Source organism: Streptomyces cucumeris (assembly GCF_024295805.1).
Taxonomy (GTDB): domain Bacteria; phylum Actinomycetota; class Actinomycetes; order Streptomycetales; family Streptomycetaceae; genus Streptomyces; species Streptomyces cucumeris.
The window spans coordinates 194,568-220,263 of the sequence record NZ_JANCLX010000007.1; the positions used below are offsets into that span (position 1 = coordinate 194,568).

Genomic DNA, 25,696 nt, shown 5'->3' on the forward strand with positions numbered 1-25,696 from the left:
CACCTCCCACACCCCCCCCCCCCCCCCCCGGGCGCGTGGCCCCCCCCCGGCCCCCCCCCGGGCGCCCCCCCACCACCGTGTGTGACCCCACGGGGGCACGCGGTGTCACACCGCGCTCCGCGCGCCGCTAGCGCCGCGTCAGCCAAGGTTTGCCCCGTAGCGAGGTGTCCTGGTGCGGTCAGCTGCAAGGCGCCGGATCGGCCTCGTAGTGGGCCTACTCGGCCGGTGCGGCAACGCCGCGGATGGCCGTGCCAGGGCGGCGAGCGGGGCAAACCTTGGCTGATGGGGCGCTAGAGTCGGTCGGACCGAGGGGCGGTCCAGAAGCAGCCTCCGACCCGGCCGGTCAGGGAGCCAATGGTGCTGATCAATCACGACACCCGGTGCGCGCTCGACGTGGTCGTCGATCTGGTGAACACTGCGCCCGAGGGCACGGACACGGACGGACTCACCGATGTCGACGCCCTGCGGGGATTCGTCGAGCGCCATGCGATCAGCGACATCGGCACGCTCGGTGACCGTGATCTGGCCGCGGTACGGACCGTGCGCTCCCGGTTCGCCGAGGTCTTCGGCGCGGCCGAGGACGCCGGTGGCACCCCGCGCGCGGCCGAACTGCTCAACGCGATGATCGCCGCGGCCGGGACCACACCACGGCTCACCGACCACGACGGCTACGACTGGCATGTGCACTACTTCGCGCCGGGCGCGTCGGTCGCCGACCACCTCGCGGCCGACGGCGGTATGGCGCTGGCGTTCCTGGTGGTGGCGGGCGAGCGCGAGCGGCTGCGGCGCTGTGAGGCCCCGGACTGCCGCCACGCCTTCGTGGATCTGTCCCGCAACCGCTCCCGCCGCTACTGCGACAGCCGCACCTGCGGGAACCGGCTGCATGTCGCCGCCTACCGGGCGCGGCGCCGGGAGGCCGCCGGCTGAGCCGGTACCGGGTCCCCCGTCACGAGCGGTGTCACCAGCGGTAGAGGTCGTGCACGGCGGTGATGACGAGCAGGGTGCCTATGACCGCCAGGAAGAACATCAGCGGCGGCTGGGAGAGGGCGAAGAGACAGCCGCGGGTCTCCTCGCTCGGGGGCACAGGGGGGCCTTCGATGGGGGACTGCTCCCCGGGTGTTTGCAGCATCTCGCGGCAGATCATGGCGCAGCGCAAACCCCGGTTGCGACCATCGTGCCGATTTTGACCGGTAGTTCGTCAGATTCCGTGCTTTTTGAGAATCGCTTCGATGTCTGAGAAGTCTTCTGTGTCCGAGCTGGTTCCGGCCTTGCTCTTCGACGCCCCGGACGCCTTGCCGGAACGGCCCGTCCGGGGCGCCTTGGCACCGGACGCGCCGAGGGCGGGGTCGGAGGCCGCGGGGGCCAGTGCACCACCCTGCCCGGCCGCGGCGGCGGCACGGCGCTCCTCGCGGGTGCCGCCCCGGCGGCGCTCGACGGCCCGGGTCACCATGAACAGCGCCCAGGAGAGCCCCAGCACGGCGAAGCCCGCCCAGACGGTCGGCTTGAAGACCAGGTCGGTGAGCCAGTCCAGGATCCCGGTCATCGCCAGGCCCAGCGGCACCAGCGCGTAGGCGGCGATCCGGGCCGCGGCCAGGAACCGCTTGCGGTAAGCGGTCACACCGGCGATGCCCAGTCCGGCCGCGGAGAGCGCTGCGCAGACGGTGTCGGTCAGCATCGGGTCCTCCTGCCGGTGGATACCGGGACGGATGTCCGGTCCCTCCATCCTGCACCCCCGGGGGCGGAAGGGGCCACGACCGGGGCGCGGGATCAGGGACATCTCCGGGGAACGCCTCCTCCCCGGGGCCGAGCGCCCTCCGGGTGCCGCGCGACCGCGGCGGGCTGGAAGACTGGCCCCATGAGCGACACCGATCCCGCACGTCCCGTACTCGATGTGTGGTGCGAATTGCAGTGCCCCGACTGCCGTACGGCGCTGGCGGACCTCAGCGCGCTGCGCGACCGCTTCGGGGACGCCCTGGAGATCCGGCTGCGGCACTTCCCGCTGGAGCGCCACCGTCATGCCCACGCCGCGGCCCAGGCGGCCGAGGAGGCCCTCGCCCAGGGGCAGGGCTGGCCGTACGCCGAGGCGGTGCTGGCGCGTACCGGGGAACTGGCCGAGCGGGGTGAGCTGCTGCTCGTCGAGATCGCCCGTGAACTGGGCCTGGACGCCGAGGAGATGGACACCGCGCTGATCGACGGGCGGCACATCCTGATCGTGGACGCGGACCAGGCCGAGGGCAAGGCGATCGGGGTGACCGGCACCCCCACCTATGTGATCGGCGGTGAGCGGCTCGACGGCGGCAAGAGCCAGGAGGGGCTGCGGGAGCGGATCGAGGAGATCGTCGCGCGGCTGCTGGCCGAACCTGCCTGACGGCGCGGGGCGGCCCCGCCGGCCGCCCTACAGCAGCGGTTTGAACAGCTGGTACTCGACCGGCTCGTAGCCCAGCGACTCGTACAGGCGCAGCGCGGGGGTGTTGCCCCCGAAGACATGCAGTCCCAGGCTGTGCGCCCCGCCCGCCAGGGCGTCGCCCTCGGCGGCGAGCATCAGGGTGCGGCCGTGGCCCCGGCCGCGGTGCTCCTCGGCCACCTCGACGGAGAAGACATACGCCTCCCCCATCACGGCGGCGTCGGCCTCCCCCGCGCGCAGCGCGACCCAGAGGGTGCCCACGTCGGCGCCGTCGTGGACGAGGACGCGCAGCCAGGCGCCCGCGGTGTCCCGGCCGTGGGGCAGCAGTGTCGCGTAGTCGCGGTCGGCCTTGGCCTCGGCCTGGGGTGCGCTCAGTCCGCGCTGGACCAGGTCCTTGACGTAGTCGGCCCGCTCATGGGCGCACCAGGCCGGGTACTCGGCCTCGGTCAGCGACCGGATCACGCTGCCGTCCGGGAGCGCGGGCGCCCCGGTGAGCGGCTTGACCATGTTGCGGCCGCGCTCGCGGTAGCCCAGGGCGGTGGCCAGGCCCAGCGCGGTGGTGGCCGACGCGGGCACGCTCGCCACGACCTGGGTGCAGCCCCAGCCGCGGAGCACCTCCTCGGCAGCGAGGGCGGCGACGGTACCGCGGCCCCGGTGCCGGCCCGCCTCGTCGACCCGGAGGTGTTCGAGCCGTCCGGCCGCCGGGCCGAGCCGGGCGTCCGTGGTGAGGCGGATGGTGCCGACGGGGCGGCTGTTGACGCACACCTCGTATGAGCGGGCGCGTCCGCCGCCCTCGGTGCGCTGCTCCGGCTCGGTGGGCCGCAGGGTGGTGGTCACCCTGGAGTTGTACCGGCCCGCCGCGCGCCCGTCATCAGCTTTTCGACGGATCTTCGGGGACCCGGCCCATCCGGCCGGGTCCTGCGCCCCGCGGTCCGGTGCGCGGCCGGGCGGCCGTCACGGGTCGATGTCCGCCGCCGCCCGCTCGGTGAAGATCCGCATGGCCTTGGCGGTGACGGGGCCGGGGGCACCGGGCACGGCGCGCTCGTCCACCCGGTGCACGGCCTGCACATCACGCGTGGTGGAGGTCAGGAAGACCTCCTCGGCCCGCTGCACCACCTCCAGCGGCAGATCGGCCTCCCGCGCGCCCACCCAGTCCAGGACCAGGGCGCGGGTGATGCCCGCGAGGCAGCCGGAGGTGAGCGGCGGGGTGTACAGCTCACCGTCGAGGGCCACGAAGACATTGGAGCCGGTGCCCTCGCACAGGGCGCCGACCGTGTTGCCGAACAGCGCCTCGCTGGCGCCGTGTTCCCGGGCGCGGGCGAGGGCGACCACGTTCTCGCCGTAGGAGGTGGTCTTCAGGCCCGTGAGCGCCCCGCGCTCGTTGCGCGCCCAGTCCACGGTGACCACGGCCGTGGTGTCCGGCCGCCGGTGGGTCTCAACGATGGCGACCACCAGCGTGGGGCCCTCGGTGCCCCGGTCCGAGCCCAGCGGGGAGAACCCGCCGGTGTAGGTGATCCGCAGCCGTCCGAGCGCCATGGGATTGGCCTTGAGGACCGCCTCGCAGGCATGCCGTACCTCGTCCTGGTCCGGCTCGGGCAGCCCCAGACCGTGTGCGGAGCGGGCCAGCCGCCGCAGATGGCGGGTGAGCGCGAAGGGGCGTCCCTCGACAGCCTTGATCGTCTCGAAGACACCGTCGCCGACCGTCAGCCCGTGATCGAACACCGACACCCGGGCGGTGTCGGCCTCGTGCAGGGATCCGTCGAGCCAGATCGTGAGCGTCGTCATCGTGTCGCCCTTCCCGTCGGCTGCTGTACTTCCGACGCTACCGCGAGCAGCCGCGACGCCTTGAGTTCGGTTTCCTCCCATTCGTCCTCCGGGTCGGAGCCCCAGGTGATCCCGGCCCCGGTCCCGAAGCGCAGCACGGCGCCGCCACCGGCCGGACCGGGCGGCGCCCGGTCGATCCAGAACGTCCGGATCCCGACGGCCAGCTCGGCGGTGCCCCGGTCGGCGTCCACCCAGCCGACCGCACCGCAGTACGGACCGCGGGGCGCGGTCTCCAGCCGCTCTATGACGCGCAGCGCGCTGGACTTGGGCGCACCGCTGACCGAGCCGGGCGGGAACGACGCGGCGAGCAGTTCCGGCCAGCCCGCCCCGGCGGCCAGCTCACCCGCGACCGTGGAGACGAGGTGGACCAGTCCGGGGTGCGGCTCGATCGCGCAGAGCGCGGGGACGGTCACCGAACCGGTCTCGCAGACTCTCCCCAGGTCGTTGCGGACCAGGTCCACGATCATCACGTTCTCGGCGTGGTCCTTCTCCAGCAGATCCGCGGCGCTGCGGCCGGTGCCCTTGATCGGCCCGGACTCCACGGTGCGGCCGGTGCGGCGCAGGAACAGCTCGGGCGAGGCGGTGGCCACCTCCACCCCGTGGGCGGGCAGCCGGACCGTACCCGCGTACGGGGCCGGGTTGCCCCGGGCCAGCAGGGCGGTGAGCGCGTCCACATCGGCGGCGTCCGGATCGGGCAGCGGCGCGGACAGCACCCGGCAGAGATTGACCTGGTAGACCTCACCGGCAGCGATATGGCGCCGTATGCGCCGTACGCCCTCGGTGTAGGCGGCCCGGTCCAGCGACGAGTCCCAGTCCTCCGGCGCGGGCCCCCGCCAGGCGCCGGGCACCGGGGCGGGCACGGGCGCGGACCGTACATCGCCGAAGCGGGCACAGACCGTACCGCCCTCGAAGTCCGCGACAACGGCCCAGAAACCCCGGGAGTCCAGGGCGGCGGGGTCACTGGTCACATCACGGAGATCAGTGGCGAGCAGGCCGCCGAAGCGGGCGAGAGGGGGCAGGTTGTGCACGGTTGTGAGTCTATGGCGACCTGGTCACAGGGGCTTCGCAGGGGACGGGAGCGGCGGTGGGGACCGGACCCCGCCGCGCGAGCACCGCAGCACGCTGCGGAAACGGAATTTGAGCTGGCCGGGGAATCCGCTAGAGTTCAACACGTCGCCGGGACGCGGAAGCGCCCCGGGCAAACGACACCTGCGGACGTGGCTCAGTTGGTAGAGCATCACCTTGCCAAGGTGAGGGTCGCGAGTTCGAATCTCGTCGTCCGCTCGGAGTGGGGGTTTCAAAGCCCCCGCGCTTGGTGGAGTGGCCGAGAGGCGAGGCAACGGCCTGCAAAGCCGTCTACACGGGTTCAAATCCCGTCTCCACCTCGGACGATTAGCTCAGCGGGAGAGCGCTTCCCTGACACGGAAGAGGTCACTGGTTCAATCCCAGTATCGTCCACTGGGGCCCTGACGGGCCCTTCTCGCGCGATTAGCTCAGCGGGAGAGCGCTTCCCTGACACGGAAGAGGTCACTGGTTCAATCCCAGTATCGCGCACGCAGTCCCGAGGACGATTAGCTCAGCGGGAGAGCGCTTCCCTGACACGGAAGAGGTCACTGGTTCAATCCCAGTATCGTCCACACCGATCGGCGGAGGGCCGGAGCGATCAGCTCCGGCCCTCCGCCGTTTCAGGCTGTCATGCCTTCATGCGGTCGTGCCCTGGTGCCGTGGTCACGAGGAGAAGAGCATGTGGCCGAAGCCGCGGTGGTGCTTGTGGTGGCCGTGATGACCGTGGTGGCCGTGCTGCGGCGCGCCCCACGCGGGCCCGGCCGGGTACGCCTGCGGAGCGCCGGGAGCGGGCGGAGCCGGGGGCGCGGGCGGAGCCTGCTGGGTCCACTGCGACTCCAGCCGGGTCAGGGACTCCAGCTCCCCGTAGTCCAGAAAGATCCCCCGGCAGCCGCTGCACTGCTCTATCTGCACGCCGTTGCGGTTGTACGTATGCATCGGCGCATGACACTTGGGACACTGCATGGTCCGCTCATCTCCCTCAACTACGGACAAAACCCACCGCCGGAACATCCGTCCGGCCGTGGTGAGTTCACCCTACGGCCTCGCTGAGCCGGGCGACGCGGACACAGGCGTCGACCATGGCCTCCTCCGCCTCGTCCAACGCCCGCTCCGCGGCGGCAGCCTTGGCCAGGGCGAGCGCGGCGGTCTGCACGGTGAGCGCGCGCGCCGGTACGTCGAGGCGCGGCCACGGATCGTCCGGCCCCGCCGCCGTACCGCCCGCGGCGCGATACGCCCCGAGGAACCCTGCCCAGTCGGCGGGCGCGAGCAGCCCGGCCGCGTACCAGGCCGCGGGGCGCGCCAGATCCCAGCCCGGGTCGCCCAGACCGAGGTCATCGACGTCGATCAGCAGCCAGCGGTCCTGGAGCCGGACGAGTTGGCCGAGGTGGAAGTCTCCGTGGCAGAGCCCGCCGGGACCGGATCCGGCCGGTCCCTCGCCGGGTGCCGACCGCGCCCACCCGGGCAACCCCGCCCAGGCCCGCTCCACCGCATGCGCGGCGGCGGCCAGCCGGGGAGGGAGCCCCGGGGCGGTGGTGGCCGCCGCCCGGAGCCGGTCGAGGGCGCGGGCCGCCTTGGCGGGGCCGCGCATCGGCGGCACCGGCCCCGGGAGCGCGGCGGGCGGCACGGTGTGCAGCCGGGCGAGCAGCGTCCCCGCCTCCGCCCAGGGCGCCGCGCCGGGCTCATCCGGCGCGACCGGCTCCCCGTAGGGCCACAGGGTGATCCGCCGTCCGTCGGGCAGCGCCCCGGCCTCCGCGAGCGGGGCGAGCAGGGTCCCGGCACAGCGAGGGTGCGCGGCGACCTCCAGCCGAGCGGCCAGCGCGGCCGGATCGGCGTCCGGGGCATGGGCCTTGGCGACGACCGGGCCGCAGCGGACGACGGTCCCGTCGGGGCGGTCGGTGAGGACGACGACCTCGTCGCGGGCCCCTGGCCGGATTCCCCGGACGGCATCGGCCAGCAATGCCCGCGTCGTGCCCACGGCTCCCCCTCAAGGACGATGTCGTCGGGATCCTAACCAGCAGCAACCACGGCGGCGCCGGGGCCCCGGATGGTCGCCGCGACAGCGGCCGGACGGGGGCTGGGTGTCACGGGCGGATCGACTCGCGGAACGACGGCCGGGCCCGGGCGATACACCCGATCCATGGCCTCTCAGCTCTCCTGGAGGGTGGTTGCCCATCACGTCCCCGGCGGCCCCGGCACGGGGTCGCGGCCGCCCGCGTGAACCGACAGACGGCCCTGGACGGCGCGATGCCCGGACAGCTCCCCAGCTGTCCGGGCATTCGTGCCGTCCGCCGCACCCCCGTCCCCACGGGGCTGATGGCAGGAAGTCCCCGGCCCAGGCCGCTCTCCTGGACCCGGGGCGCTCAGCGCCCCAGCATTCCCGCCACGGACGACGCTTGTGTGACGACGGCTTCCCAGCCGCCGAAGGCGATGCTCAGCAGGACGGCCAGCGGCAGCACCATGGCCACCGCGACCAGGGGATGACGGGAGCCCGACTCGGAGCCGGCGAACGCTCCGGCGATCCGGCGCCGCCGCGCTCGGATGACCGAACCTCCAGCCGTGTCCGTCATCGTCCCTCCTCCTTCACATCTGGGGCGGCGAGCGTCTGACCTCGGGGGACGAGTGCTGCGCCCGCCGCTTGACGACAACATTAGGCGCGCCCCCCGCGCTCGGCGTCATGCCTTCGTACCGCTTGACGGGCCTCCCGGAGGATGACCCCGGACCACCGTGCGTACTCCCCTGGGTGGAGATGCCGCCCCCGGAGCCGGGGCCATCCCGGAAGGGCCGGGCGAGGGGACACCGGAACGGCCCCCTCACCCGGCCCGCTCCTCCCCCGCTACGCCGCCTCGCCCTCGCCCTCGTCCACACCGCTGCGCGGCACCGGCTGCTCCACCAGCGCGAGCACCCGGGTGGCCATGAATCGCGCAGTGCGGACGACGGACCCATTACGGGTGACTTCGCTCACTTCCACCACCCCGCGCCGGACCGCCGTCTCCACTCGGCGGCCCGCCCTGCTCGCCGTGACTTCGTACGTCCGGGTCGTGTCCCCGGCATCCACCACTATCTCCACACGGTCACCCTTCACGCTCTCAATCCCCCTTCTGGGACGGCCCCTTGAGATCACGCATGCCTGAGCACGGGCACGGATTGCCACGTTTCCGGCCCACATCTCCAGGATCCCAGGGGGGACTGACAATCCGTCGGCCGACGCATGCGCGGCCTCTCAGCGCGCGGGGCCGTCAATCCGTAAGCTGTGCACGTCAGACGGACAGCAGTGGACGGCAGCGGATGGGGCTCCCCTCCAGGGCTCACACCGGGGCCCGGACGGGGCCCGCCCCACCGGAGGCAGGGGACGGACATGGCGATGATGCGGCTCCGGCGCGAGGACCCGCGTGTCGTCGGTTCCTTCCGCCTTCACCGGCGGCTCGGCGCGGGCGGCATGGGGGTGGTCTACCTCGGCTCCGACCGGCGCGGACAGCGTGTGGCGCTCAAGGTGATCCGGCCGGACCTGGCCGAGGACCGTGAGTTCCGTTCCCGGTTCGCCCGCGAGGTGTCGGCCGCCCGCCGGATCCGCGGCGGCTGTACGGCGCGGCTGGTGGCCGCCGACCTCGAGGCCGACCGCCCGTGGTTCGCCACCCAGTACGTCCCGGGCCCCTCCCTGCACGACAAGGTGAACGAGGAGGGCCCGCTGCCCGCGGCGCAGGTCGCCTCGATCGGGTCGGCCCTGGCCGAGGGGCTGTTGGCGGTTCATGAGGCCGGGGTGGTCCACCGCGACCTCAAGCCGTCGAACATCCTGCTCTCCCCCAAGGGCCCGCGGATCATCGACTTCGGTATCGCCTGGGCGACCGGGGCCAGCACGCTGACCCATGTCGGCACGGCGGTCGGCTCGCCCGGTTTCCTCGCGCCCGAGCAGGTGCGGGGCGCGACGGTGACCCCGGCGACCGACGTCTTCGCGCTGGGCGCCACGCTCGCCTACGCGTCGACGGCGGACTCCCCCTTCGGGCACGGGAGTTCGGAGGTGATGCTGTACCGGGTGGTGCACGAGGAGCCCCAGCTGATCGGGGTGCCGGACGCGCTGGCGCCCCTGCTCCACGCCTGTCTGGCGAAGGATCCGGAGGACCGGCCCAGCACTCTTCAGCTGTCGCTGCGGCTCAAGGAGATCGCGGCGCGCGAGGCCCACGGTCATGGCCATGGACAGAGCCCTGGGCAGGGTCCGGGGCAGCCGTACGGCGGGGCGCCGTACGGCACGTCAGAGTCCCGGCCCACCGGGCGGCGCGCCGATCAGTACGCGGAGCAGCACACCGAGCGGCGGCCCGGAGGCACTCCGCCGCCCCGGGGCGCGTCGCATCCGTCCCGGGGGTCCGCCCCGCGCGGTGGGTCGTCCCGGCAGGGGTCCGGTACGGGTGCGGGCCGTGCGCCGGGGCGGAACACCCCGGCGCGCCAGGGCGGGCCGCGCCGCCGCCCCGGTCCGCCCGCCCGCACGGTGCGCACGACGCCGAACGGACGGCGGCCCGGCGGTCCGAACCCCCGGCTGCTGCGGCAGCGGCTGACGGTGTTCGTGGTGGTGACGCTGCTGGTGGCGCTGGGGATCGCCGCGGCGCAGGGCTGTGAGGGCCCGTCGAACGGACTCGGCACCCCGCCGTCGGGGCCCGGCGCCCCGTCGACGGCCGTGCAGATCGACGGATGGCGTTAGGGCGGACAGAGCGCCCGGTCCGCCGGTCGGTTCAGTGCTGGGGGCGGCTCGCGGTCACCGCGTAGAAGGCCACCGCCGCGGCCGCGCCCACGTTGAGCGAGTCCACGCCGTGGGCCATCGGGATGCGGACCCATTCGTCCGCGGCCATCAGCGCCTGCGCGGAGAGGCCGTCGCCCTCGGCGCCCAGCATCAGGGCGACGCGGTCCAGCCGGTGCGGCGCCGCGTCGTCGATGCTGGTGGCCTTCTCGTCGGGGGTCAGGGCGAGGATGGTGAACCCCGCGTCACGGACCGTCTCCAGTCCGCGCGGCCAGGTCTCGAGCCGGGCGTAGGGGACGGAGAAGACGGCACCCATCGAGACCTTGACCGAGCGCCGGTAGAGCGGATCGGCACAGTCCGGGGAGAGCAGGACGGCGTCCATGCCGAGGGCCGCCGCGCTGCGGAAGATCGCCCCTATGTTGGTGTGGTCGTTGACGGACTCCATGATGGCGACGCGCCGGGCTCCGGCGAGCAGTTCCCCCGCCTCGGGCAGCGGGGTGCGCTGCATGGAGGCGAGCGCGCCGCGGTGGACGTGATAGCCCGTCACCCGCTCGGCCAGCTCGGGGCTGACCGCGTAGACCGGTGCCGGGACGTCCTCGATGACATCGCGCATGACATCGACCCACTTCGACGACAGCAGCATCGAGCGCATCTCGTAACCGGCCTGCCGGGCGCGCCGGATCACCTTCTCGCCCTCGGCGATGAACAGGCCCTCGGCGGGCTCCCGCTTACGCCGTAGCTCCACATCGGTCAGACCCGTGTAGTCGCTCAGCCGCGGGTCGTCGGGATCATCGACGGTGATGAGATCAGCCACTTGAGTGATACTGCCTTGTCCTGGTTGCGGTGCCAATGCGGCAGACGCGATTTACGTTACCCGCGGTTACGCCGCGGGCGGCCGGGTCAGGTGTGGTCGGGGGAGGCGACGGTGACGACGTCACCGATCACCACGATCGCGGGCGGCCGCACACCTTCGGCGGCCACCGTCTCCGCCACCGTGGCGAGTGTGGCGTCCACCCGCCGCTGGGCGGCGGTGGTGCCCTCCTGGACCACCGCGACCGGGGTGTCCGCGGCCCGGCCGTGTCCGATGAGCGCGGTGGCGATGGCCCCTATCTTCTCGACGGCCATCAGCAGCACCAGCGTGCCGCGCAGCCGGGCGAGCGCGGACCAGTCCACCAGCGAGCTGGGGTCCTCGGGTGCCACATGTCCGCTGACCACCGTGAACTCATGGGCCACCCCGCGGTGGGTGACCGGGATCCCGGCCACGCCCGGCACACTGATCGCGCTGGTCACCCCGGGCACCACGGTGCACGGGATCCCGGCCTCGGCCAGGGCCTGCGCCTCCTCCATCCCACGGCCGAAGACGAACGGATCGCCGCCCTTGAGCCGGACGACCGACTTGCCCGCCTTGGCGTGCTCGATCAGCGCGTTGTTGATCGCCTCCTGGGCCATGAAACGGCCGTACGGGATCTTCGCGGCGTCGATCACCTCGACGTGCGGCGGGAGTTCATCGAGCAGATCGCGGGGGCCCAGCCGGTCGGCCACCACCACGTCCGCCTCGGCGAGCAGCCGACGGCCGCGCACGGTGATCAGGTCCGGATCGCCGGGGCCGCCACCCACCAGGGACACCCGCGGACCGCGGGCCCGGTGGCGGGGCGCAGCGAGCGTACCGTTGCGCAGCCCCTCGACCACCGCGTCGCGCACCGCCGCCGAACGGCGCGGGTCCTGTCCGGTGAGCACGGCCACGGTGACGCCCTCGCTGCGCCCGGTGGCCGGGGTCCAGGCCGATGCGGCCGCGGCGTCATCACTGCGCACACACCACACCCGGCGCTCCTCGGCCTCCGCGGAGGCGGCGGCGTTGGCCTCCGGGTCATCGGTGGTGATCAGGGCGTACCAGGCGCCCTCGAAGTCGCCCGCGCGGTACCGGCGGCGCTCCCAGCGCACCTCGCCCGCCTCGGCCATCGCCTCCACCGAGGCGGTGGCCGACGGGGAGATCAGCAGGACGTCCGCACCCGCCGCGATCAGCGCGGGCAGCCGGCGCTGGGCGACCTGGCCCGCTCCGAGCACGACGACGCGCCGCCCGGCAAGGCGCAGTCCGACGGGGTAGGCGAAGTTCTCGGACATGCGGTGCGGCTCTCCTCGTGCGAATGCCTGCCGCTGCGGCACTGGAGCGGCTGATCAACAGTGGGACGTGGCCCCCGCGGACACCCTACGTCGCGGGGGCGCGCCTCAGTTCTTCTCCGTGACCCCGGCGGAGTCGAACGTGGCCACCTCGTGCATCGCGCGCGCGGCGCTCTGCACCACCGGGAGGGCGAGCAGCGCGCCCGTCCCCTCACCGAGCCGCAGATCCAGATCGACCAGGGGACGCAGACCCAGCTTGTTGAGGGCCGCGACATGGCCCGGCTCGGCGCTGCGGTGCCCGGCGATGCACGCGGCCAGCACCTCGGGCGCGATGGCCCGTGCCACCAGGGCCGCCGCCCCCGCGCTCACCCCGTCCAGGATGACGGGTGTGCGCAGTGAGGCGCCGCCCAGCAGCAGACCGGCCATCGCGGCGTGCTCCAGACCACCGAACGCGGCCAGCACCCCGATCGGATCCGCCGGATCGGGCTGGTGCAGCTCCAGACCGCGCCGTACGACATCGATCTTGCGGGCGTGCATCTCGTCGTTGATACCGGTGCCGCGCCCGGTCACCTCGGACGGGTCCACACCCGTGTACACCGAGACCAGGGCGGCCGAGACGGTGGTGTTGGCGATACCCATCTCACCGGTGAGCAGCGCCTTGTTCCCGGCGGCCACCAGATCGCGGGCGGTCTCGATGCCCACCTCCAGGGCGCGCAGCACCTCCTCGCGGCTCAGCGCGGGGCCGGTGGTGAAGTCACCGGTACCTGCCCGCACCTTGCGCGGCAGCAGACCGGGGGTGCTCGGCAGATCGCTCGCCACCCCCACGTCCACCACGCACACCTCGGCGCCGACCTGGCTGGCGAACGCGTTGCACACCGCGCCGCCGCCCAGGAAGTTGGCCACCATCTGGGCGGTGACCTCCTGCGGCCAGGCGGTGACGCCCTGGGCGTGCACCCCGTGGTCACCCGCGAAGATCGCCACGGCGGCGGGCTCCGGGATCGGCGGCGGGCACTGCCGCGACAGTCCGCTCAGCTGCGCGGAGATGATCTCCAGCATGCCGAGCGCACCGGACGGCTTGGTCATCCGCTTCTGCCGCTCCCACGCCTCGCCGAGCGCCTTGGCGTCCAGCGGGCGGATGCCCTGGAGGGTCTCCTGGAGCAGGTTGTGCGGGTCCTCGCCGGGCAGCGCGCGGCGGCCGTACGTCTCCTCGTGGACGACCCAGGACAGCGGGCGGCGCTTGGACCACCCGGCCCGCATCAGCTCCGGCTCCTCCGGGAACTCGTCGACATAGCCGACGCACAGGTAGGCCACGGCCTCCAGGTGCTCGGGCAGCCCGAGCGACCGCACCATCTCGCGCTCGTCGAAGAAGCTGACCCAGCCGACGCCCAGGCCCTCGGCGCGGGCCGCGAGCCAGAGGTTCTCCACGGCGAGCGCGGAGGAGTACGGCGCCATCTGGGGCTGGGTGTGACGGCCCAGGGTGTGACGGCCGCCGCGGGTCGGGTCGGCGGTGACGACGATGTTGACCGGGGTCTCGAGGATCGCCTCGATCTTCAGTTCCTTGAACTGCTTGGCCCGGCCCTTGGGGAGGGACTTGGCGTACGCCTCGCGCTGGCGGGTGGCCAGCTCGTGCATGGTGCGCCGGGTCTCCTCGGAGCGGATGACCACGAAGTCCCACGGCTGGGAGTGACCGACGCTGGGCGCGGTGTGCGCGGCTTCGAGGACGCGCAGCAGCACCTCGTGCGGGATGGGGTCGGAGCGGAAGCCGTTGCGGATGTCGCGGCGCTCGCGCATCACGCGGTGCACGGCGGCGCGCTCGGCCTCGGCGTAGCCCTCGGCGGGCGGGCCGAGCGGCTCGGGCTCCGGCTCGGGTTCACGTTCGAGTTCGGGCTCCGGCCCGTCCTCGGGCTCGGGCTCTTCGGTGGCCACGGCGTCGGCGTCCTCCGGAGCCGTGTCGGCGGGGGCCGTGTCCTCGGCGACGGCGTCGGGTGCCACGTCCGGGGTGGGCTCCCCGGCTTCGGCCACGTCCTCGGTCACAACCTCGGTCTCGGCTTCGGCCGCCACCGCCTCGGGGGTCACGGCCTCCACGGTCTCGGCCTCGGGGGCCTCGGTCGCGTCGGCGGGAGCCTCGGGGGTCTCGGGGGTCTCCTCGGCGGCCGCCTCCGGGACGACGGGCTCGGGGGATTCTTCCCCGGCGGTCTCGACGGCCTGAACGGGTTCGACGGGCTCAGCGGCCTCCGTGACCACGGGCCCGGCTTCAGGTGTCTCCACCCCGGCGAGCTCCTCCGGTACGGCCTCCTGCCGCGGGGTCTCCTCCTCGACGGCCTCCGCCTCCGGGAGTTCGGCCCGCTCCTCGGCGGGGGCCTCCGCCACCGCGTCCGCCTCGGGTGCCGGGACCTCGGCCTCCGGCAGCGGGGCCGCTTCCCCGGCGGCGGCCTCCGCGACCGCCTCGGTCACCTCGGCCTCGGCTTCCGCTCCGGCCTCTGCGGGCCGGGACTGATCGTCAGTGACTATCGAGTGACCGGGGCCGACCGCGACCGGCTCCGCAAGGTCAGCGCCCTGCTCTTCCGCGGGCTGCGGCGACTCCTCCGCCGACGTCATGGCCTCCTCCACGGCCGGGGGCTGCTCCACCGGCAGGGCCGTCTCCGCCACCGGGGCGTCCTCCACCTGCGGGGCGTCCTCCTCCGCCGGGGCCGGGTCGGCCGGTGTGGTCACGGCCTCGTGCGCAAGCTGCGCCGGGATCTCCGCTACGGGGCCGGGGAACGGGGCGGACGGTGCGTCGAGCTGTTCGGGAGCGAGAGCGGGCTGGACCTGGGCCGGGATCCCGATCACCGGCTCCTCGGCCATCGTGGCGTCCGCACCCTGCGCGGCCGCCGCGTGGGGCGCGGGCACATGGGCGGGCTCCATGACGGGTTCACCGCCCTGGGCCGGGATGGTCGCGGCAGCCGGGGGCGTCCCGGCGGACTCCGGCTCCACGGGCTCCGACGGTCCGGTGTACTCCGCGGGCATGGGAGCCGAGGGCACCTCGGCATCCTGGACCTGCTCGGACACCCCGGTGTCCTCCGGTGCCGCGGCCTCCTCCTCACGACCGACCGTTTCGGCGTGCACAGGCTCGGCCTCGGGCACGGGTTCGGCCTCGGGCTCCTGCACGGGCTCCGGCTGGACCTGCGGTGCGGGCTGCGTCTGCGGCGGAGCGGAGTCCCACGCCTCGCCCGGCTGCGGAATGTCCGCGAGTTGCGGGCCGGGGAGCGACGCCGTGTCCTCGGGCGGGGCGGCGAAGTACTGCGGCCCCGCCGCGTACTCCGGCGCGGTGGCGTAGTCCGCGCCCTGCGCATCCACCGCGAACTCGCCGCCGGCCGACTGCTCCGGCTCCGGCTCCATCACGTACTCGGGCTGAGGCTGCGGTTCGGGCTGGGCCAGGGGCTCGGGCTGGGCCAGGGGCTCGGGCTCGGCGAGGGGCTCGGGCTCGGCGTGGACGGCCTGCGGCTCCGGCTCGGGCTCCGGTTCCACGACCGGGGGCTCGACATGCGGGGCGGTCCCGGCGTGCCGGGCGGCGGCCGGTCCCCGGTCGGCCAGTGACCGCACCACGCCGTTGGAGGCGTCGGGCAGCGGCGGGCCCATGTGCAACGGCCGCCGCGCGGGCTGCGGCGGGGACTGATGGAGCGGCTGCGGCTGGGACAGCGGCTGCTGAAGGGGCTGCGGCTGCGCATCGGGGGCCTGCGGGGCCACAGCAGGAGGCTGCACTCCGGCGTACTCGGCGGCGGCCGGGTCCGGCGCCCCGCCCGCGTACGTCCCGTGCGGCGGCGTGCCGGCCGACGGCTGCTGGTACTGGGCCTGCTGCTCGCTCCAGGCGCCCTGGGCGCCGGGCATCAGCAGCAGGTCGTCCTCCTCGCCACCGGTCTCGTGCGGTTCGAGGTAGGGGTAGGGAGCGGCACCGGGCTGCGGCTGCTCGGTGTAACCGGCGTCGGCGGGCGGGGAGTGGACATCCGCCGGGTGCGGGTGTCCGAGTCGTCCGCCTGCGTTCTCCGGCTGTCCCTCACCCGGGACCTGGCCGGTGTCGGTCATGCGTACCCCTCGCCCATCGCTAGTGCTCCTTCCAACCGCCTACCGCCGAGAGCAAGCCCCGTGAGCAAGAACGAGCGTGCGCCGTGCGCGGCACGTAGCACGCCCGAGGCTTGCCTGCCGCGGCCCCATCAAGGGAGGCACATATTCCGGCCATTGACCGATAAAGCACCGAACACCGGGCAGCGGCACAGGCAGTACAACGATCCGCCAGCCTACCCCGCGCGAGCCCGCGGGAAGGTCACCGGGGCGAAGCACGGGGCGAACGTCACAGGGACAAAATCACTGGTGCGGGCGGTGGCCGCAGACCAGGAAGGCGACCGCGCGCTCGCGTTCGGTCCACCCCCGCGTGTCCAACTCGACGGACTGCAGCAGAACGCACTCGACGGCGTAGCCACCGTCCTCCAGCGCCCGCCCCACGGCTTCCGCCTCGTCCCGGGTGGTGGCGTGGGTGACGATGCGCTCGGGGCGGCGCGCGGCGCACGCGGCGACCACGGACACGCCCCCGCCGCCGATGCGCACCACATCCGGTTCCGGGAGGTCCTCCAGGACGCCGGGAGCGGTGCCCTGGACGACCTGGAGCTGGACGCCGAACCGGCGGGCGAGGGTCGCGGTGCGCTCACAGGCGTCCGCGTCCCGGTCCACGGCGATCACGGCGGCGCCGAACCCGGCGGTCTCCACCGCGGCCGCGCCGCTGCCCGCGCCGATGTCCCAGACCAGGTCGCCCACCCGGGGTCCGATCCGGGCCAGTTGAAGGGCGCGCAACTGCTGGGATTCGCTCTCGCCCAGCACGGTCGCGTAGGCGGGGGCGGGCAGCGCCCAGCCGCGGACGGTGCCCGGGAAGCCGGGGTCCCGTCCGGCGATCCAGCCGCCGTGCTGGGCACCGCGCGCGGTTCCGGTGGGCCGCCCGGCGGGCGGGGCGGTGGTGCCTGAGCCGCCGATGACGATGACGACGTTGGGGTCGCGCCAGACGTGGTCGGCGGCCTTCTCCGAGGTCAGGACGGTCACCTGCTCGCGTTCCGTGCCCAGGGCCTCGCAGATGACGAAGGTGCGGTGCACCGGGCCGAGGAGCAGTGCGAGTTCGGCGGGCCCGGCGCCGGGCGAGGTGAGAACGGCGACCTTGGTGTGGGCGCGGCAGACGTTGACGGCGCGGCGCAGATCGCGGCTGTGCGCGACCACCACCTGGGCGTCGTCCCAGGGCATTCCGGCGCGGGCGAAGGCGGTGGCGACGGAGGAGACGGCGGGGACGACCTCGACCTCGAGCCCGTGCTCGGGGGCGCGCAGGGCCCGGACGACACCGAAGAAGCCGGGGTCGCCGTCGGCGAGGACCACGGGTGAGCCGCGGTGCTGGGCGATGCGGCGGGCGGCGAGGTCCACACTGCCCAGCCGGATCCGCTCGGCGCCCGGTGGCACTTCGGGCAGCGCCAGGTGGTGGGCGGCTCCGGCCACCAGGGTGGCCGCGCCGAGGGCGGAACGGGCCACGTCGGTGAGCGGTGAGCCGTCCCAGCCGATCACCGTGACGCGGTCGGCCATCGTCGTCTGTCTCCCCGGGTGTCGTTCGGTCGGTCGGGTCGCCGTGCGGGGTGCCGCAGGTGTGCCGGGTGCGGCGGGTGCCGCGGGGTGTGCTCGCGAGGTTTCGCGGGTGCGCCGCGGACACGGCCGCCGGATGGCGCGGATGCGGCGCGGGCGGGCCGGTGCGTGGGTACGCGGTACGCGGGCTCGGGCAGATTACCCCGCCTGGTCCGGACCGCCGGAGCGGGGGCGGCGGCCGGGGTGGTGCGCCGGGGGCGCGGGGGCGCGCGGCCCCGGGGTCAGCCCCAGTCGGAATAGCCGCCGAAGGCGTCCGATCCGGCCATGGATTCGGGAATTCCGTCGAGGTCCTCGGCGAGCAGGCTCCACACGATGAGGTCGGTGCGCAGATCCGTCCAGCCGCCGTCCTCCGTCTGGGTGCGGGCTATTCCCGCGTTGCGCAGCACGCCCTCGCTGATGCAGCCGACCTTCTGGGCCACCTGCTGGGCGGCGGTGTTGTCGGCGGCGGTGCGCAGCTCCAGGCGCTCGAACTTCTGGTCCTGGAAGAGCCAGCGGGCGACAGCGAGCACCGCTTCCGAGGCATAGCCCTCACCGCGCGCCCAGGGGGCGGTGATGTAGCTGATCTCGGTGCCCAGGACCCGCCAGTCGGTGTTGCGCAGATGGACCAGTCCCACCAGTCGCTGGGTGAGGAACTCGGCGACGGCGAAGACGATTCCGCGGCCGGTGGTGCGTTCGGCCGGGGCGAGCCGCAGCGCCTGATCGCGGGCGTCGCGCTGGGTGTACGGGAGGGGCCCCCTGGTCCAGGTGACCACGAGCTCGTCGGTCATCATCTCCGCGAGCGCGGGTACGTCCGCTTCCTCGAACGGGCGCAGCACCAGGCGTTCGGTGCTGATGGAGATGTCCGGGAAGGTGGATGTCATGCGCCGCTCCGTAACCGGGGGTCGTTTTCCGTAGCCGTCAAGAGTGCCCAGCATGCAGCATCGGCCAGGGGAAACGCAGCACGGGGTGGCCAAGCGGAAGGCTCCGCATCCGGTTGTGTGCCGGAATGCGGAGCCCTGGGCTTCCGTCGGCTAACCCGCGGTGACCGGCAGCACCGAACCGCGGTACTTGTGCTGGATGAATTTCCGCACTTCGGGGGAGGTGAGCAGCTTGGCCAGCTTCTTCACCCGCGGATCGTCCTCATTGCCCTTCTTCACGGCGAGGACATTGGCGTATTCATTTCCCTTCACCGACTCCAGCAGTATCGCGTCCTCGGCCGGGTCGAGTCCGGCGTCGAGCGCGTAATTGCTGTTGATGACGGCCGCGTCCACATCGTCGAGGGAGCGGGGCAGCTGGGCGGGTTCCAGCTCCTTGAACGTCAGCTTCTTCGGGTTGGAGGTGATGTCGGCCGGGCTCGCGGTGGGTCCGGCATCCTTCTTCAGCCCGATGACGCCCTTGGCCGCGAGGAGCTGGAGCGCCCGCCCCTCGTTGGTGAGTTCATTGGGCACGGCAACGGTCGCGCCCTCGGACAGCGCGGAGATGTCCTTGACGCGCTTGGAGTACGCGCCCATCGGGGGCAGATAGGCGTCCGTGACGGCCACCAGATCGGTGCCCTTGGTCGTGTTGAAGTTATCCAGGAACGGGACGTTCTGGTACAGGTTGGCGTCGAGCGAACCCTCCTGGAGGGCGGTGTTCGGCAGGACGTAGTCCGTGAACTCCTTGACCTCCAGCGAGAGCCCGGCCTTCTTGGCCAGGTGCTTCTCGATGTGGGCGAGCACTTCACCGGCCGGGACGGCGGTCGCCCCGACGACGAGGGTGTCGTCGTCGGAGCCACCGGCGGAGCCCGCCCCGCACCCGGTCAGCCCGAGGGCGAGTACCACCGCGGCGACGGGGACGGCGATCTGGCGCATGATGTCGCTTCCTTCGGTGCGGTGACGCGCGGGCCGGTCAGAACGAGGGGAGGACGGAGCCGGCGTACTTGTCCTTGATGAACTTCTTCACCTCGGGCGAGGTGAGCAGCTTGGCCAGCTTCTTCACCCGCGGGTCGTCCTCGTTGCCCTTCTTCACGGCGAGGAAGTTGCCGTAGGGGTTCTTCTCGGGGGACTCCAGGACCAGGGCGTCCTTCGCGGGCTTGAGGTCGGCCGCGATGGCGAAGTTGCCGTTGATGACCGCGGCGTCCACGTCGCCGAGCGCACGCGTCAGCTGGGCGGCCTCGAGCTCCTTGAACTTCAGGCCCTTGGGGTTGGCGGCGATGTCCTTCGGGGTGGCCTCGGTGCCGACGCCGTCCTTGAGCTCGATGATCTTGTTGGCGTCCAGCAGCTTCAGCGCGCGGGCCTCGTTGACCGTGTCGTTCGGGATGGCGACGGTGGCGCCCTTCTTGATGTCCCCGACCTTCTTCGCCCCGTCGGAGTACAGGCCGAGCGGCTCGAGGTGCACCGTGACGACGGGCACGATGTCGGTGCCCTTCTTCTTGTTGAAGTCGTCCAGGAACGGCTGGTTCTGGAAGTAGTTGGCACCGACCGAGCCGTCCTGGGTGGAGAGGTTCGGCGTGTTGTAGTCGGTGAACTCCTTGACCTCGAGCTCGAGGCCGTTCTTCTCGGCCAGGTGGTCCTTGACGTAGGTGAGTATCTCCGCGTGCGGGACCGGGCTCGCGGCGACGATGAGCGGGCCGTCCTTGCTCGCGGCGTTCTCGGTGCCGCAGGCGGACAGGCCGAGGGCGAGCGCTCCGGCGGTGAGGGCGATGGTGACGGTCTTGGTGGTGTTACGCACGAAAAGTGCCTTTCTTCTGGGGCGCACGGTGCCGCCGGGGGTGCGCAGGCACCGTGCGAGGGGTGGGGCTGTGGGGGGGAGGTGGGGGTGTGGTCGGAGGGGGACGGTGGCTCAGGGGACCTTGGCGGGCTCGGTGTCCGCGGGCTCCGCACCGGCCGGTTCACCGGTGGCCGCGGCGGTCCCGGCGGCGGCCGGGGCGGACGGGGCGCTCCTGGCGGGGCGCAGCAGCACCAGCCGGGGGACGGACGAGGAACGGCCGCGGTGCGCGAGGGAGCGTGCCGCGAAGTCGCCCACGAACTGGATGACCGAGATCGCCACGGCGAGGATGGCGACGGTGATCCACATCAGATCGGTCTCGAACCGCTGGTAGCCGTAGCGGATGGCGAGGTCGCCCAGTCCGCCGGCGCCGACGGTGCCGGCCATCGCCGAGTAGCCCAGCAGTGCCACGACGGTCGTGGTGGCACTGGAGATCAGCGAGGGCAGCGCCTCGGGCAGCAGCACCTTGCGGACCACGGTCCAGGTGGAGCCGCCCATCGACTGCACGGCCTCGACGAGTCCGCCGTCCACCTCGCGTACCGAGGTCTCCACCAGCCGGGCGAAGAAGGGGATGGCGCCGATCGCCAGGGGCACGACCGCGGCCTCGGGCCCGATGGTGGTGCCCACGACCAGGCGGGTGAAGGGGATCAGGGCCGCCAGCAGGATGATGAACGGCATCGAGCGGGCGACGTTCACGATCTGGCCGAGAACCTTGTTGACGACCACATTCTGAAGAACCCCGCCACGGTCGGTGAGGACCAGCAGCACTCCGAGCGGCAGTCCGCCGACGACCGCGATCAGTCCGGACCAGCCGACCATGTAGAGGGTGTCCCAACAGGCCTGCTCCAGCAGCGGCTCCATCTCGGACCAGGTCACTTGGCGCCCTCCTTGAGCAGCTGGGTGGTGGGTGCGGCCGCCCGCGGGCCGTCGGCGATCGCCGCCACGTCGACCTGGAGCCCCTGCTCGCGCAGGAAGCCGATCGGGACGACGTTCTCCTCGAACCGGCCGGGCAGTTCGATGCGCATCCGGCCGACCTGGTTGCCGCCGACGGTGTCCATCGCGGCGCCGAGGATCGAGATGTCGATGTTGTAGGTGCGGGAGAGCTGGGAGATGACCGGCTTGGTGGCGGCCTCGCCCTGGAAGGTGACGTCCACGACCGTGCGGTCCGCGGCCGAGGGCTCGCCGCCGACCGGGAACAGCTCATGGGCCAGTTCGGACCCCGGGGTGGCCAGCAGATCGGTGACCCGGCCGGACTCCACGATCCGCCCGCCGCGCATCAGCGCGGCCGAGTCGCAGATCGTCTTGACCACGTCCATCTCATGGGTGATCAGCAGTACGGTCAGCCCGAGCTGGCGGTTGAGGTCGCGCAGCAGCTGGAGGATCGAGCGGGTGGTCTCGGGGTCGAGCGCCGAGGTGGCCTCGTCCGACAGCAGCACCTTGGGGTCACCCGCGAGCGCACGGGCGATACCGACCCGCTGTTTCTGGCCACCGGAGAGCTGGGCCGGGTACGCCTTGGCCTTGTCGCCGAGACCGACCAGTTCGAGCAGTTCCAGCGCCTTGCGGGTGCGCTCCCGGCCGGAGACCCCGAGGATCTCCAGCGGCAGTTCGACGTTGTCCCGCACGGTGCGCGAGGACAGCAGGTTGAAGTGCTGGAAGACCATGCCGATCCGGCTGCGGGCCTGGCGCAGCGCGGATCCGGCCCGCGGCCCGCGCCCGGCGAGCGCGGTGAGGTCCTGACCGGCGACGGCGATGGTGCCGGAGGTGGGGCGCTCCAGGAGGTTGACGCAGCGGATGAGGGTGGACTTCCCGGCGCCGCTCTGGCCGACGACGCCGTACACCTCACCCTCGCGGACATGCAGATCGACGCCGTCGAGGGCGGTGACCTCGCGGCCTCGTGAGCGGTAGACCTTGGTCAGGTCCGTGGTGGTGATCACAGGGTTTCCGTCACTGTTGAGTGCGCGGCGGGGGTGCGCCGGACACGGTTCGTTCATTGCGGAACGCGGCAGGGGGACCCCCGCGGGCACGACGGCGGGACGTCGTGGCGCGGCTACGGGTTCCGGTGACGCGGGGCAGCTCGGTCCGGCGCGTTATGGGCGCGCGGCAGCCGGCTCAGCGGTCTCGCTTCGGGGCGCGAGACACGGACAGGGGCCCTCAGCAGTCACACATTCGACACCGACAACGAGCACCGGGCGCGGTGAACGCCTCGGTCGCGGGAATGCGGATGCTCGTCGTGGTCATGGCCGCAAGTAAAGCAGACAGCAGGACGGGCCGATCAACCATGTCCGTATAGCGGACATCGTTGACCAGCCCGTGGACAAGCGGAAGCGATCATTCAGGCCCGTACGGTGAGCTCCACTCCCCCGTCGGTGGCCTGGGCCGACACGGCCGAGAGGTCCTCCACCACCCAGTCGGCGATCAGCTCGGCCCGGGGGACCGTTGTGGTCAACGCCACGGTCCGCATCCCGGCCGCGCGGGCCGAGGCGAGCCCGGCCGGGGCGTCCTCGAAGGCCACACAGCGGGCCGGGTCCACCCCCAGCCGCTCGGCGGCCAGCAGGAACGGCTCGGGGTCGGGCTTGCCGCGGGTGATGTCGTCCGCGGTGATCAGCGTCCCCGGGCGCAGCCCCACCTCGGTCAGCCGGGCAGCGGCCAGCCGTGCGTTCGCCGAGGTCACCACGGCCCAGCGGGCGGCGGGAAGGCCGGTCAGCAGTTCCGCGGTGCCGGGCAGCAGCTTGACCCCGCCGGGGACGTCCGCCAGCTCCAGCGCGTCGATACGGGCGCGGGCCCCGGCTATCCGCTCGGCGGGCAGCAGATCGCCGATGATGTCGTTCGCCGGGCGGCCGTGCAGTTCGACGGCCGCGAACTCCTCCTCCGACACGCCGTACTCCCCCGCCCACCGGGTCCAGCAGCGCACGACCGACTCCATGGAGGAGACCAGGGTTCCGTCGTTGTCGAACAGCAGGGCGTCAGCGGAGATCCTCATGGCGCGCAGCGTACGTGGGCGCCTTCCCGGCCCGGCCACCGCATCGGCCCCGGGCCCGGGGCCGATGACAACGCGGTCATCAGAGGCGATTACAGTCGTCCCATGCTTGTCACCCCCTGTGTGCGCCACCACACCGCACGGAGGTCCCGTTGATCGCGGCGCTGACGGTCGCGCTCGGTGTGACCGCGCTCCTGCTCGCCGCCTGGTGCGGCTGGGCCGCCTATCGCGACCAGCCCACCAAGGACTGGCACTTCATCGGTATGGCCGTGGTGGCCCTGCTGGCGATCGTCCAGCTCGTCGTCGGGATCGTCCGGCTGGCGGGCGGGGACGACCCCGACCAGGGCTTGGCGATCTTCGTGGCCTATCTGATCGGCTCCGCGCTCGCCGTGCCGATCGCGGCGTTCATGTCGCTGGCCGAGCGGACCCGCTGGGGTTCGGCGACGGTCGCGGCCGCGGCCGTGGTGCTGGCCGTGCTCGAAGTGCGGCTGTACGACATCTGGGGAGGCGTCGGTGGCTGAGTCCACGGAATCCTCGCGGTCCGCGTCGGCGCGGCCCGACGGGACATCGGGCCCCGCGGCCCGGCGGACCGGTCTCGGACAGGGTCCGGGCCGGCTGCTGGTGCTGCTCTACGGAGTGTTCACCGTGGCGGCGGCGTCCCGCTCGATCTACCAGCTCATCGCCCAGTACCACGAGGCGCCGCTGGCCTACATCCTCTCGGCGGTCTCGGCGGCGGTGTACGCGTTCATCACCGTCTCGCTGGTGCGCGGCGGCGAGGGGGCGCGCCGGGCGGCGATGGTCTGCTGTGCGCTGGAGCTGATCGGGGTGCTCACCATCGGCACCTGGACGCTGGCCGACCCCTCCGCCTTCCCCGACCAGACGGTGTGGTCCGACTACGGGATGGGCTATCTCTTCATCCCGATCTTCCTGCCGGTCACCGGTCTGCTCTGGCTGCGCCGCAAGGACTGAGCGCGAGGCGGACCGAGCGGTGTCCCGCCCGGTCCGTCCCGCGAGGTGCTTACGCGCTGGCGGCGAAGGCCGACGCCGAGGCGTCCTTCTCCAGCGTGACCACGCTCAGCCGCCGGCTGACCTCCTCGGTGCCCACCTGGGCATAGCCGTTACGGCGGTACAGCCGCAGATTGCCGTCGCTGCGGTGTCCGGTGAAGAGGCGGTAGCGCTTGGCGGCCCGCTCCTCGGCCAGCCGCCCCTCGATGGCCGCGAGCAGCCGCCCGCCCAGGCCGTGGCGCTGCATCCGGGGGTGGACGATGAGCTTGCCGATGGCGGCGGTGCCCTTGTCGTCGACCGCGCCGCGGACCGAACCGACGACCTCCGCGCCCAGCCGGGCCACGAGCACACAACCCTCGCCGAGTTCGGCCCGCAGATCGTCCAGCGTCTGCGTCAGCGGCTCGATGGAGTAGTCCCCGTACAGCTCGGCCTCGCCCTGGTAGCACAGATACTGGAGCTTGAGGATCTGCTCGGCGTCGTCCGCGGTCGCCGCGGAGATGGTCACGCTCATGCCCATGTGCGCATGCCTCCCCTTGTCTCGGTCCTCCCGGCCGCGGTGAGGGTGGGTGTGCGGCCGGGGTTCATGGCCCTGGGTGGAAGCGCCGCGCGGTGGTGCGTCCGCTTCCCGGGCGCCGATTGTCTAACGCTCCTTTCCCCAGGGTTCGGGAGCCGCAATCTCCGCCGTGAGCATTCTGCGCAGGCAACCCAGACATCGGGAACGTACGGGCCCCAGACTGCCCTGTGACATTCCCAACTCGCCCGCGATCTCCCGGTACGTCAGGTCCGAGCGGGACAGCATCGCGCCCAGCAGGCGCGGGCAGCGGCCGGGCAGTTTCCGCACCGCCGCGCGCAGCACCCGGCGGGTCTCGGCGGTCAGCACGGCCTGTTCCGCGGGGCGCGGCTCGGGCCCCTCCGGCAGCCGGTCGTCCACCGGGTCGTACGGCACCTCGCGGCGAGCCCGGCGGCGGGCGCCGCGCACCTCGGCGCGGACGGCGCCGCGCAGCCAGCGGGCCGGTTCCGGTGGCGGGCCGGTGTCCCGGGTGCGCTCCAGCAGCCGCAGCCAGACGGCCTGTTCCAGCTCATCGGGTTCGACACCGGCGGCGTACGCCTCGGCCGCCGCCTCGGCGGCCAGCAGCGGGCGCAGTTCCTCCACTAGGTCCATGCCGGGCGGGACGTGGACCGGGCGCGGTGCGGTTGCCGGTGG

General features: G+C 73.0%; 26 protein-coding genes and 5 tRNA genes. 10 read left to right on the forward strand and 21 right to left on the reverse strand.

Annotation, left to right across the window (positions count from 1 at the left end):
• Positions 1-357: 357 nt before the first annotated feature.
• The gene (locus NMK44_RS13370; protein ID WP_254742608.1) at positions 358-927 is read left to right on the forward strand and encodes a CGNR zinc finger domain-containing protein; all 570 of its coding nucleotides are present in this window, start codon (positions 358-360) and stop codon (positions 925-927) included.
• Positions 928-958: 31 nt separating this feature from the next.
• Here NMK44_RS13370 and NMK44_RS13375 read toward each other — a convergent pair whose 3' ends face one another.
• Both NMK44_RS13375 and NMK44_RS13380 read right to left on the reverse strand, forming a co-directional pair.
• Positions 959-1,129 carry a hypothetical protein gene (locus NMK44_RS13375; RefSeq protein ID WP_254742184.1) on the reverse strand — a complete coding sequence of 57 codons (171 nt, stop codon included), beginning with the start codon at positions 1,127-1,129 and terminating at the stop codon, positions 959-961.
• A 69-nt stretch (positions 1,130-1,198) separates the two neighbouring features.
• Positions 1,199-1,675 carry a hypothetical protein gene (locus tag NMK44_RS13380; protein WP_254742187.1) on the reverse strand — a complete coding sequence of 159 codons (477 nt, stop codon included), beginning with the start codon at positions 1,673-1,675 and terminating at the stop codon, positions 1,199-1,201.
• 180 nt (positions 1,676-1,855) lie between these two features.
• Between NMK44_RS13380 and NMK44_RS13385 the strand changes: the two genes are divergently transcribed.
• Complete coding sequence (locus NMK44_RS13385; RefSeq protein WP_254742190.1) at positions 1,856-2,368, forward strand: DsbA family protein; 513 nt, start codon at positions 1,856-1,858, stop codon at positions 2,366-2,368.
• A gap of 27 nt (positions 2,369-2,395) precedes the next feature.
• Here the strand turns inward: NMK44_RS13385 and NMK44_RS13390 are convergent, their stop codons facing one another.
• The 3 genes from NMK44_RS13390 to NMK44_RS13400 form a co-directional block, all read right to left on the reverse strand.
• Entirely contained in the window at positions 2,396-3,241 is an 846-nt protein-coding gene (locus NMK44_RS13390; RefSeq protein ID WP_254742193.1) for a GNAT family N-acetyltransferase, read from the reverse strand.
• A gap of 117 nt (positions 3,242-3,358) precedes the next feature.
• Entirely contained in the window at positions 3,359-4,189 is an 831-nt protein-coding gene (locus NMK44_RS13395) for an aminotransferase class IV (RefSeq protein WP_254742196.1), read from the reverse strand.
• On the reverse strand, positions 4,186-5,256 hold the full coding sequence (locus NMK44_RS13400; protein WP_254742199.1) for a chorismate-binding protein: 1,071 nt from the start codon (positions 5,254-5,256) through the stop codon (positions 4,186-4,188). Before NMK44_RS13400 ends, NMK44_RS13395 begins: the two co-directional genes overlap by 4 nt.
• A 183-nt stretch (positions 5,257-5,439) precedes the next feature.
• Here NMK44_RS13400 and NMK44_RS13405 point away from each other — a divergent pair.
• The 5 genes from NMK44_RS13405 (at position 5,440) to NMK44_RS13425 (ending at position 5,865) form a co-directional block, all read left to right on the forward strand.
• Positions 5,440-5,512, forward strand: a tRNA-Gly gene (locus NMK44_RS13405).
• A gap of 30 nt (positions 5,513-5,542) precedes the next feature.
• Positions 5,543-5,613: transfer RNA gene (locus tag NMK44_RS13410), tRNA-Cys, on the forward strand.
• Position 5,614: 1 nt separating this feature from the next.
• A tRNA-Val gene (locus NMK44_RS13415) sits at positions 5,615-5,686 on the forward strand.
• A gap of 24 nt (positions 5,687-5,710) precedes the next feature.
• A tRNA-Val gene (locus NMK44_RS13420) sits at positions 5,711-5,782 on the forward strand.
• 11 nt (positions 5,783-5,793) lie between these two features.
• Positions 5,794-5,865 (forward strand) — tRNA-Val (locus NMK44_RS13425).
• Positions 5,866-5,956: 91 nt separating this feature from the next.
• Here NMK44_RS13425 and NMK44_RS13430 read toward each other — a convergent pair.
• The 4 genes from NMK44_RS13430 to NMK44_RS13445 all read right to left on the reverse strand — a co-directional run bounded on the left by NMK44_RS13430 (position 5,957) and on the right by NMK44_RS13445 (position 8,375).
• Positions 5,957-6,256 (reverse strand): TFIIB-type zinc ribbon-containing protein, encoded by a 300-nt coding sequence (locus NMK44_RS13430; RefSeq protein WP_254742202.1) that lies wholly within the window; start codon positions 6,254-6,256, stop codon positions 5,957-5,959.
• Positions 6,257-6,323: 67 nt separating this feature from the next.
• The gene (locus tag NMK44_RS13435; protein WP_254742610.1) at positions 6,324-7,250 is read right to left on the reverse strand and encodes a phosphotransferase; all 927 of its coding nucleotides are present in this window, start codon (positions 7,248-7,250) and stop codon (positions 6,324-6,326) included.
• Positions 7,251-7,653: 403 nt separating this feature from the next.
• Positions 7,654-7,860 (reverse strand): hypothetical protein, encoded by a 207-nt coding sequence (locus NMK44_RS13440; RefSeq protein WP_254742205.1) that lies wholly within the window; start codon positions 7,858-7,860, stop codon positions 7,654-7,656.
• 266 nt (positions 7,861-8,126) lie between these two features.
• Positions 8,127-8,375 (reverse strand): DUF8836 family protein, encoded by a 249-nt coding sequence (locus tag NMK44_RS13445; RefSeq protein ID WP_254742208.1) that lies wholly within the window; start codon positions 8,373-8,375, stop codon positions 8,127-8,129.
• Positions 8,376-8,648: 273 nt separating this feature from the next.
• On the opposite strand from NMK44_RS13445, the gene NMK44_RS13450 reads away from it, so the two are divergent.
• Positions 8,649-9,983: a serine/threonine-protein kinase gene (locus NMK44_RS13450; RefSeq protein WP_254742211.1), complete on the forward strand. Its 1,335-nt coding sequence runs from the start codon at positions 8,649-8,651 to the stop codon at positions 9,981-9,983.
• A gap of 31 nt (positions 9,984-10,014) precedes the next feature.
• Here NMK44_RS13450 and NMK44_RS13455 read toward each other — a convergent pair whose 3' ends face one another.
• The 10 genes from NMK44_RS13455 to NMK44_RS13500 all read right to left on the reverse strand — a co-directional run bounded on the left by NMK44_RS13455 (position 10,015) and on the right by NMK44_RS13500 (position 23,490).
• A complete protein-coding gene (locus NMK44_RS13455; protein WP_254742214.1) occupies positions 10,015-10,833 on the reverse strand; it encodes a TrmH family RNA methyltransferase in 819 nt (272 codons plus the stop codon).
• Positions 10,834-10,919: 86 nt separating this feature from the next.
• Complete coding sequence (cobA, locus tag NMK44_RS13460) at positions 10,920-12,140, reverse strand: uroporphyrinogen-III C-methyltransferase (RefSeq protein WP_254742217.1); 1,221 nt, start codon at positions 12,138-12,140, stop codon at positions 10,920-10,922.
• Between the two features lie 105 nt (positions 12,141-12,245).
• The gene (cobT, locus tag NMK44_RS13465; RefSeq protein ID WP_254742220.1) at positions 12,246-16,199 is read right to left on the reverse strand and encodes a nicotinate-nucleotide--dimethylbenzimidazole phosphoribosyltransferase; all 3,954 of its coding nucleotides are present in this window, start codon (positions 16,197-16,199) and stop codon (positions 12,246-12,248) included.
• Between the two features lie 279 nt (positions 16,200-16,478).
• Positions 16,479-17,729 carry a precorrin-6y C5,15-methyltransferase (decarboxylating) subunit CbiE gene (gene cbiE / locus NMK44_RS13470; protein ID WP_254742223.1) on the reverse strand — a complete coding sequence of 417 codons (1,251 nt, stop codon included), beginning with the start codon at positions 17,727-17,729 and terminating at the stop codon, positions 16,479-16,481.
• Between the two features lie 278 nt (positions 17,730-18,007).
• A complete protein-coding gene (locus NMK44_RS13475) occupies positions 18,008-18,646 on the reverse strand; it encodes a GNAT family N-acetyltransferase (protein ID WP_254742226.1) in 639 nt (212 codons plus the stop codon).
• A gap of 150 nt (positions 18,647-18,796) precedes the next feature.
• Complete coding sequence (locus tag NMK44_RS13480; protein ID WP_254742229.1) at positions 18,797-19,615, reverse strand: MetQ/NlpA family ABC transporter substrate-binding protein; 819 nt, start codon at positions 19,613-19,615, stop codon at positions 18,797-18,799.
• A 37-nt stretch (positions 19,616-19,652) separates the two neighbouring features.
• On the reverse strand, positions 19,653-20,474 hold the full coding sequence (locus NMK44_RS13485) for a MetQ/NlpA family ABC transporter substrate-binding protein (protein ID WP_254742232.1): 822 nt from the start codon (positions 20,472-20,474) through the stop codon (positions 19,653-19,655).
• Between the two features lie 111 nt (positions 20,475-20,585).
• Complete coding sequence (locus NMK44_RS13490) at positions 20,586-21,386, reverse strand: methionine ABC transporter permease (protein WP_254742235.1); 801 nt, start codon at positions 21,384-21,386, stop codon at positions 20,586-20,588.
• Positions 21,383-22,444, reverse strand: a complete 1,062-nt coding sequence (locus NMK44_RS13495) for a methionine ABC transporter ATP-binding protein (RefSeq protein WP_254742238.1) — start codon at positions 22,442-22,444, stop codon at positions 21,383-21,385. Before NMK44_RS13495 ends, NMK44_RS13490 begins: the two co-directional genes overlap by 4 nt.
• Before the next feature lie 398 nt (positions 22,445-22,842).
• A complete protein-coding gene (locus tag NMK44_RS13500) occupies positions 22,843-23,490 on the reverse strand; it encodes an HAD-IA family hydrolase (RefSeq protein ID WP_254742241.1) in 648 nt (215 codons plus the stop codon).
• Between the two features lie 149 nt (positions 23,491-23,639).
• On the opposite strand from NMK44_RS13500, the gene NMK44_RS13505 reads away from it, so the two are divergent.
• Both NMK44_RS13505 and NMK44_RS13510 read left to right on the forward strand, forming a co-directional pair.
• Positions 23,640-24,008: a hypothetical protein gene (locus NMK44_RS13505; RefSeq protein WP_254742244.1), complete on the forward strand. Its 369-nt coding sequence runs from the start codon at positions 23,640-23,642 to the stop codon at positions 24,006-24,008.
• A complete protein-coding gene (locus tag NMK44_RS13510) occupies positions 24,001-24,456 on the forward strand; it encodes a hypothetical protein (RefSeq protein WP_374215265.1) in 456 nt (151 codons plus the stop codon). The genes NMK44_RS13505 and NMK44_RS13510 overlap by 8 nt, the downstream gene beginning before the upstream one ends.
• A gap of 49 nt (positions 24,457-24,505) precedes the next feature.
• Here the strand turns inward: NMK44_RS13510 and NMK44_RS13515 are convergent, their stop codons facing one another.
• The gene (locus NMK44_RS13515; protein ID WP_254742247.1) at positions 24,506-25,009 is read right to left on the reverse strand and encodes a GNAT family N-acetyltransferase; all 504 of its coding nucleotides are present in this window, start codon (positions 25,007-25,009) and stop codon (positions 24,506-24,508) included.
• A 123-nt stretch (positions 25,010-25,132) separates the two neighbouring features.
• Positions 25,133-25,654: a sigma-70 family RNA polymerase sigma factor gene (locus tag NMK44_RS13520; RefSeq protein ID WP_254742250.1), complete on the reverse strand. Its 522-nt coding sequence runs from the start codon at positions 25,652-25,654 to the stop codon at positions 25,133-25,135.
• Between the last annotated feature and the right edge of the window lie 42 nt (positions 25,655-25,696).

Bases quoted from the DNA above. Each gene is read 5' to 3' on its own strand.
- NMK44_RS13520 (WP_254742250.1), bottom strand. From the start codon at position 25,654: ATGGACCTAGTGGAGGAACTGCGCCCGCTGCTGGCCGCCGAGGCGGCG.
- NMK44_RS13395 (WP_254742196.1), bottom strand. From the start codon at position 4,189: ATGACGACGCTCACGATCTGGCTCGACGGATCCCTGCACGAGGCCGAC.
- cobT (WP_254742220.1), bottom strand. From the start codon at position 16,199: ATGACCGACACCGGCCAGGTCCCGGGTGAGGGACAGCCGGAGAACGCA.
- NMK44_RS13430 (WP_254742202.1), bottom strand. From the start codon at position 6,256: ATGCAGTGTCCCAAGTGTCATGCGCCGATGCATACGTACAACCGCAAC.
- NMK44_RS13475 (WP_254742226.1), bottom strand. From the start codon at position 18,646: ATGACATCCACCTTCCCGGACATCTCCATCAGCACCGAACGCCTGGTG.
- NMK44_RS13380 (WP_254742187.1), bottom strand. From the start codon at position 1,675: ATGCTGACCGACACCGTCTGCGCAGCGCTCTCCGCGGCCGGACTGGGC.
- cbiE (WP_254742223.1), bottom strand. From the start codon at position 17,729: ATGGCCGACCGCGTCACGGTGATCGGCTGGGACGGCTCACCGCTCACC.
- NMK44_RS13500 (WP_254742241.1), bottom strand. From the start codon at position 23,490: ATGAGGATCTCCGCTGACGCCCTGCTGTTCGACAACGACGGAACCCTG.
- NMK44_RS13515 (WP_254742247.1), bottom strand. From the start codon at position 25,009: ATGGGCATGAGCGTGACCATCTCCGCGGCGACCGCGGACGACGCCGAG.
- NMK44_RS13440 (WP_254742205.1), bottom strand. From the start codon at position 7,860: ATGACGGACACGGCTGGAGGTTCGGTCATCCGAGCGCGGCGGCGCCGG.
- NMK44_RS13375 (WP_254742184.1), bottom strand. From the start codon at position 1,129: ATGCTGCAAACACCCGGGGAGCAGTCCCCCATCGAAGGCCCCCCTGTG.
- NMK44_RS13450 (WP_254742211.1), top strand. From the start codon at position 8,649: ATGGCGATGATGCGGCTCCGGCGCGAGGACCCGCGTGTCGTCGGTTCC.
- NMK44_RS13385 (WP_254742190.1), top strand. From the start codon at position 1,856: ATGAGCGACACCGATCCCGCACGTCCCGTACTCGATGTGTGGTGCGAA.
- cobA (WP_254742217.1), bottom strand. From the start codon at position 12,140: ATGTCCGAGAACTTCGCCTACCCCGTCGGACTGCGCCTTGCCGGGCGG.
- NMK44_RS13480 (WP_254742229.1), bottom strand. From the start codon at position 19,615: ATGCGCCAGATCGCCGTCCCCGTCGCCGCGGTGGTACTCGCCCTCGGG.